Source organism: uncultured Arthrobacter sp. (genome assembly GCF_902805515.1).
In the GTDB taxonomy this organism is placed as follows: domain Bacteria; phylum Actinomycetota; class Actinomycetes; order Actinomycetales; family Micrococcaceae; genus Arthrobacter_D.
This window is the reverse complement of the sequence record NZ_CADCTE010000161.1, coordinates 20,670-27,262: the sequence shown is the minus strand read 5'-3', so window position 1 is coordinate 27,262 and position 6,593 is coordinate 20,670. Positions and strand designations below refer to the sequence as shown.

Genomic DNA, 6,593 nt, shown 5'->3' with positions numbered 1-6,593 from the left:
CGGATCCCGCACCCGCCCCCGGCCCGGTTAGCCGAGGCGACGGGGACCCCCGGTGGGTGGCCGGGGGTCCTGCGGGCAGATCCGTTCTAGTCCGTTCCGGTTCCCAGCGCCTTCTGAAGCGAGCGGATTGCCTGCTCGATGGCGGCGGTCGTTCCCTGGGTGACGCGTTCGGGGTTGAGCATCATGAAGTCGTGGGTGACGAAGTTGTAGCGGACGCTGGTGGTGGTCACCCCGGCTTCGACGAGTTTCGCCGCGTAGGCCTCGCCCTCGTCCCGGAGCGGGTCGTTCTGGTCCACGAGCAGCAGGGCCGGTGGAAGCCCTCGAAGGTCCTCGAGCGTGGCCCTCAGCGGTGAGACGGTGATCTCCGAGCGACGGCTGACGTCGGGGAGGTAGGCGTCCCAGAACCAGGCCATGCTTCTGGCGGTCAGGAACGGTCCGTCGGCGAACGTGCGGTAGCTTTCGGTGTCCTGGCCGGCGTCCGTGACCGGATAGTACAAGGACTGGTGGACGAAGGTCACGTCACCGCGCTGCTTTGCGAGCAAAGTCAGGGCCGCGGTCATGTTGCCGCCGACCGAGTCACCGGCAACGGCCATGCGGGACCCGTCCAGGCCCTCCGTGGCGCCCTGCTTCGTGATCCACTGCGCGGTGGCGTAGGCCTGCTCGATGGCCTTCGGGTACTGGGCCTCGGGGGAGCGTTCATATTCCACGAAGGCCAGGGCGGCGTTGGCCCCGGCGCACAGTTCCCGGATGAGGCGGTCGTGGGTGCCGGAGTTGCCAAGGATCCAGCCGCCTCCGTGGACGTAGAGGATCACCGGCAGCGTCCCGGTGGCGCCCACGGGTTTGATGATGCGCACCTGTACGTCTCCGACCTCGGCCGGGACGGTGATCCACTTGTCCTCGCCGATCTCGACCTTGTCGACCGGGGCTGCCTGGAGGTCATCGAGCAGTTTGCGGGCACCTTCGACCCCCAGATCGGCCAGAGCCGGTGGCTGGGCGGTGGCGTCGGCGATGATCTGGGCACCTGGTTCGAGCACTACTTTGGGCATGGTGGTACCTTTCTGGGCTGCTGCGTGGATGGATGATGTGCACTGGTGTTCATTCGGCACGTTCCGGTGCGGGGTAGTTGGTGACCAGTGGCTGCTCCGCTTCGACGAAGTAGGTCGAGAGCATTTTCGTGGTGACCGAACCGACGTTCACCGCGTTGTGGATGGTGTTCGGCGGAATGAGGAACGGGCTTCCGGCGTGAAGCTCGAGCGGGGGCCTGTCGTCGAACTCCATGGACACGTCTCCGCGGATGATGTAGCCCACTTCGGGCCCGGGATGGCTGTGCCGGCCGGAGGAGGTGCCTTCGGGGATTTCCACCAGGGTCTGACGGATCCTCCAGCCCTGCACCGGACTGGACGCATCCTGCAGACTGACCCGGGTCAGGGCCGGCTTGGCCTCTTGTGCTTCGGTCATGTTCTTGATCCTTCTGGGATTGGCGGCTCGTGTTGCCCGGTTATCGTCTTACTGGCGGCCAGTGGTGGCGGCGGCGGCTTCGCGGATGAGGTCAACGACCTGGGCCGCCTCGGGAATCGCGACCGTGTGGGAGCCGCCTTTGAGCTCGATCGTTTTCCGTGACCCGGCGCGCTCGGCCATGAAGCGGTGGGCGGCGGCCGGGATGTTCCGGTCCTCGGCACCGAAGAGGAACCATGAGGGCACCGACTTCCACGCCGGCTCTGTGGAGGCCTCCGAGAAGGCGGCCTCCAGGATGGGGCGCTGGCCGACACCCATCACCGCGGCGACCTCCGCCGGGGAATCGGCCGCGAACTGCGCGTGGTAGCGGCTCTGCATGATGTAAAGGTCCCTGCCGCCGGGGACATCCACCGCAGCGAGCGTTTCCCCGAGGGTGGAGCCTTCGAACTTGTTGGCAAGCTCCCCGGGGGTCTCTCCTTCCTCGGGTGCGAAGGCGCCGATGAACACCAGGGCCTTCACGTTGGGGTTGCCGGTGCCGCCGCCGCTGATGACCGTGCCGCCGTAGGAGTGCCCGACCAGGATGATCTCGCCGGTGATGTCGGCCAGCAGGGCCCGGAGGTATTCGGAATCGACGGTGACCCCGCGCAGCGGGTTCGCGACGGCGATCGCCGGGTAGCCCTCGGCCAGAAGCGGGCTGATCACCGCGTTCCAGCTCGATGAATCCGCGAAAGCGCCGTGGACGAGCACGACGGTGGGCCTGGCGGGTGACGGTTCGGTGATGCTCATGATGTTCTCCCTTGTGCAGTGGGCGCTGGTGCCGTGCCCGCGTGGGCCTTTGACAGCTCAAGTCTCGTCCGTCGTCTCCACCACCGCGCCGGGGATACCCGGAGTAATGCTCTGGTAAACCCCCCTGCAGAAGAGCAGACTGAGTGGGAGGCTGGGGGATGGCCCAATTCGTGCTCGTCGTCGATGATGATGAAAGGTTTCGGGACTTGGCGAGAAGACTGCTCGAGAGCTGCGGGTACGCGTCAGGGGGCGACGCTGGCAACGTGGCCGAGGCTTTGCGTTGTGCCGTCGCCTCGCGGCCAGACGTCGCACTTGTCGATATTGGGCTTCCTGACAGTGACGGCCTGGAACTGAGCCGGCAACTCACCGGAGCACCGTATCGGGTTCGGGTGGTGCTGATTTCCGCCGATAGCGACGCAACCTCGGCAGAGGAAGCCGCCGCGGCGGGTGCGGACGGGTTCATTCCGAAAAGCGAATTGTCGTGCTCGACGCTTCGGTCGATCATTGGCGATGGGCAAGGTTGGTGAGTTCACCCGCATCGTCCCCGGTGCGCGTTGCCGTCGGAGAGGACGATGTACTTCTCCGTGAGGGAGTGACGCGGGTGCTTCTGGGCGCAGGTCTAGATGTCGTCGCTTCGACCGGGGATGCGACCAAACTTCTCGCCATGACTTTGGCGTTCCGTCCCGATGTCGTCGTCGTCGATGTTCGAATGCCTCCACATCACGGTGACGATGGCTTGCGGACCGCCATCGAAGTCCGCAAACGCCTGCCCGGTACGGGAGTGGTGCTGCTGACCCAGTACTGCGAGCCCGAATTCGCGATCGACCTGATCGGTGATCGGCCGCAAGGCGTCGGATATCTCCTCAAAGAACGTGTGGGGGACGTCGACGATTTTGCAGCGGCGGTCAAACGGGTTGCCCATGGAGGAAGTGCCCTGGATCCCGAGGTTGTCACACGGATGCTGCGGCCGCGCACTGTCCCCTCCGAGCTCGCTGACCTCACCGACCGCGAGCGCAGCGTCCTGGCCTGCATGGCAGAAGGATTATCGAATCGAGGCATCGCCCGTGCGCTTCTCATCAGCGAAGCGGCTGTCGAGAAGCACGTCACGGTGATGTTCCGGAAGCTCGGGCTCGCCCAGCTGACCGATGGCCACCGCCGGGTGCAGGCCGTGCTCCGCTACCTCGCCGCTCAGGGCCCCTGATCATGAGCCCGTCCGAGCTTCCAATTCCCGATCATGACTTGGAAGGGTTACAGAGACTAGCCAGCGAAGGGCGCTCTCTCCGCGACATCGCTGACCTCGTTGCGAGAGCGAGCCGCACTGAAGATGTGCTTCAGTTGGCAGCGATTGAGGCATCCCGGCAACTTGACGGTGACGCGGTCACGATCACTCGCTACACCGCTGGCGACGAAATCATGGTCGTGGCCGCCCATGCCGGCCCGACGCCGATCGGCACCCGCATAAAGTTCGGACCGGGTACCCAGCCGTATCGAGTACGCCAGCAAAAATCCAGCGTGCGTGTTGATGACTTCAGGCTCGAGGTCAACGCCGCGCTCGCCGAGGAATATGGGCTTCGGGCGTGCGTTTCAGTACCGGTGATCATCGAAGGCGTCGTCTGGGGTGCGTTCTCAGCCACCTCACTCACCGGGCCCCTACCCCGGCGTACTGAGGACAGACTCGAGAGCTTCGCTCAACTCGTGGTGACGACGATCGCCAACATCGAAGCCCGGGAGGAACTGCGCGCTACCGCCCAACACGATTCCGCAATACGGCTTTTGGCCGAGCAATCAGTCACGGGCGCCTCATCCGAGAGGGCGCTGGCGATGACAGTGGCTCACGCGCTCACCTTACGAGGCGTTGCGCGGGCAACAATCAATCCCGGCCCGATGACGCTTTTCTCACCTCCACAAAACTCGACCTCGATGGCGGAGGATCATCCATCCCTGTCCTATCCCATCCAGACCCACGAGCGCACGTGGGCGTATCTCGAGATTGAAGCACTGACCCACCCACTACCCGACACGACGGACGCGCGACTACGGAACCTCACACAGGTCACCGGTCAGGTCGTATCCGCGATCCTGACCCGCCTGCACCTACGCCACCTTGCCGAGGAGCAGACAGCACTTCGCAGGATTGCCGAACTCATTGCAGGCGGCGCAGCGCCGTCGGACGTCTTCCAATCCATCGCGGCGGAACTGTCCCGCCTGCTCGATGACTCGCCGGTCGTGATCGTACGATTCGACGCGGACGGACCGGTGATCGCGGCGGCCTGTCAAAGCGGGATCGCGGCAGGAACACGACTCCCCGCGGTCAAAGAATTACCTGTCGAGCGGAGCCCGCGCGGCTCAATACAGGTCGACGAGATAACTTCCGCCGCGCATTGCGTGTTCGGCGGCGACGCAGGATCCCACGTGGGGGTGCCTGTCACAGTCGCAGACCAGTTGTCCGGCGCTTTGCTCGCTGCGCCCCGTCCGGATTCGACGGCGGACCCTGCCGGGACCGATCTGGAAGCCTTTGCTGATCTCGCTGCGGCCACTTTTGCCAACGCCCGGGCCAGGGAAGCGCTCATCGCATCCAGGGAGCGCATGGTCAAAGCCGCAAACGACGCACGGCACCAGCTGCAACGCGATGTGCACGACGGAGCGCAGCAGCGGTTGGTACACACCATCCTGGCGCTCAAACTCGCCCGCGACCGGGGCGCGCACGGCATGTCCACGGCCGCCCTCATTCAGGAAGCCTTGACGCACGCCGAGGAAGCGAACCGGCAACTGCGGGACCTGGTGCGGGGCATCCTGCCCGTCGCACTCACCCGAGGAGGTCTCGTGGCCGGCATCGAATCCTTCGTCACCGACCTGCCGGTGGCCGTCACATTGCACCTGCTGCTGCCCAGGCTTCCCGGGACTGTAGAGACGACAGGGTATTTCACCGCCGCTGAGGCGATCACGAACGCCATCAAGCATGCACACGCAGAGCATGTCGACGTCGCAGCCTGGCTCTCGGAGGCAGGAGACGAGCTTCACCTACGCGTGCGCGATGACGGCGTGGGCGGCGCCGACCCCGACAGAGGAACCGGACTCACTGGACTGACCGACCGCATCGAGGCCGCCGGTGGAACGATCACCATCACGAGCCCACCGGGATCCGGCACGGACCTCGACGTGACTCTTCCACTGTCCTCGGCTTCGCAACACGACCGGGACAGGTGACTGGAGCCGCCTTCAGGACTCACCCCGGCCCGGCCCGTTCCAGCCCGCCCCGCATTGTGGCCGGCGTTGAGGGGATGCGGCTCCTACTGCGGGTCCTGGACGACTTCCGCCGGGGACCATCCCAGGGCGGGACCCAGGCTGGTGGCGATGTCCGTGAGGATCTGGACATAGTCCTCATGATCGAAACTGAACGGTAAGGCGAAGGCCACCTCATCGACCTCCTGGAAGCCGGCATGCGCGTAAAGCTGTTCCGCGATCTCGTCGCTGGTGCCGATCACATCCGGGGCGAACAGCATCCCCCGCGGCCCCTGCGGTGCCCGGGTGCGTGGTAGGCGTTCATTCACGTATTGGATGTACTTCTCCCGCTGGCCCGACGACGCCGAATCGGTCGGGATCACCACCAGGCCCTGCGAGACCCGGGCCCCTCCGAGCGCTTCGGGTGATGCCGCTGCCGCTTCACGGTAGGCGCGGATCTGGGACTGCTGGATTTGGCCGAAGACAGGGTCCTGGTCTTCGTCGGGAAGGATCACGCTGCTGGAGAGCAGGTTGAACCCATTCGCTGCGGCCCAGACTGCCGACCTCCTGCTCCCTGCCCCGTACCACAGGCGTTGCCGGAGCCCGGGGGAGTGCGGCTCGACACGGTCGGAAAACTCCTCGACGACGCCCTGCCGTCCTGAGAAGGCCCGTATCGGTTCCCCTGCGACGAAGCGGGCGAACCGTTCCACGCGTGCGTAGCTGAAGTCCTCCGACGCCGACGAATTCGGGTACAGCTCGTCCTTCACCGTGTCGTAGTGCATCGGTTCCCCAACACTCAGGCCCGGATTGATCCGCCCGCCCGAAAGGAGATCGACCGTGGCCAGATCCTCGGCCAGGCGCAGCGGGTTCTCCCAGCCCATCGGTGTCACGGCAGTGCCAAGCTCAATCCGGGAGGTGCGCTGGCTGGCAGCGGCCATCATCGCAACAGGCGAGGAGATTCCGAACTGCAGGTGGCGGTGGCGCAGCCAGGCGCTGTCAAAACCCAGCCGCTCGCCGAGTTCGATGATCTGCAGGGTCGACTCGTGCCCCGCGGCCGGATCCGCCGGATCGAACAAACCGATCGTTAGGAATCCGAGCTTGCGTAGCGGGCGCGGGGAGACGGGCATGGG

Annotated in this window: 7 protein-coding genes; 3 read left to right on the top strand and 4 right to left on the bottom strand. The window is 65.4% G+C overall.

Annotation, left to right across the window (positions count from 1 at the left end; all coding sequences use genetic code 11):
• Nucleotides 1-86: 86 nt before the first annotated feature.
• The 3 genes from QZX79_RS15055 to QZX79_RS15045 are packed head-to-tail and all read right to left on the bottom strand — an operon-like array spanning nucleotide 87 to nucleotide 2,241.
• Nucleotides 87-1,046 (bottom strand): alpha/beta hydrolase, encoded by a 960-nt coding sequence (locus QZX79_RS15055; RefSeq protein ID WP_294569447.1) that lies wholly within the window; start codon nucleotides 1,044-1,046, stop codon nucleotides 87-89.
• A gap of 49 nt (nucleotides 1,047-1,095) precedes the next feature.
• Complete coding sequence (locus QZX79_RS15050; RefSeq protein ID WP_294569445.1) at nucleotides 1,096-1,458, bottom strand: cupin domain-containing protein; 363 nt, start codon at nucleotides 1,456-1,458, stop codon at nucleotides 1,096-1,098.
• Between the two features lie 48 nt (nucleotides 1,459-1,506).
• Nucleotides 1,507-2,241, bottom strand: coding sequence for an alpha/beta fold hydrolase (locus QZX79_RS15045; protein ID WP_294569443.1), 735 nt, complete (start codon nucleotides 2,239-2,241; stop codon nucleotides 1,507-1,509).
• 158 nt (nucleotides 2,242-2,399) lie between these two features.
• Here QZX79_RS15045 and QZX79_RS15040 point away from each other — a divergent pair, with 158 nt between their 5' ends.
• From QZX79_RS15040 to QZX79_RS15030, 3 genes are read left to right on the top strand one after another with little or no spacing between them, the layout of a single operon-like run.
• Entirely contained in the window at nucleotides 2,400-2,768 is a 369-nt protein-coding gene (locus QZX79_RS15040) for a response regulator (protein ID WP_294569442.1), read from the top strand.
• Nucleotides 2,765-3,442, top strand: coding sequence for a response regulator transcription factor (locus tag QZX79_RS15035; protein ID WP_294569440.1), 678 nt, complete (start codon nucleotides 2,765-2,767; stop codon nucleotides 3,440-3,442). Before QZX79_RS15040 ends, QZX79_RS15035 begins: the two co-directional genes overlap by 4 nt.
• A 2-nt stretch (nucleotides 3,443-3,444) precedes the next feature.
• Nucleotides 3,445-5,448 carry a GAF domain-containing protein gene (locus QZX79_RS15030; protein ID WP_294569438.1) on the top strand — a complete coding sequence of 668 codons (2,004 nt, stop codon included), beginning with the start codon at nucleotides 3,445-3,447 and terminating at the stop codon, nucleotides 5,446-5,448.
• Nucleotides 5,449-5,531: 83 nt separating this feature from the next.
• On the opposite strand, the gene QZX79_RS15025 is transcribed toward QZX79_RS15030, so the two are convergent.
• The gene (locus QZX79_RS15025) at nucleotides 5,532-6,590 is read right to left on the bottom strand and encodes an LLM class flavin-dependent oxidoreductase (protein ID WP_294569436.1); all 1,059 of its coding nucleotides are present in this window, start codon (nucleotides 6,588-6,590) and stop codon (nucleotides 5,532-5,534) included.
• Nucleotides 6,591-6,593 lie beyond the last annotated feature (3 nt).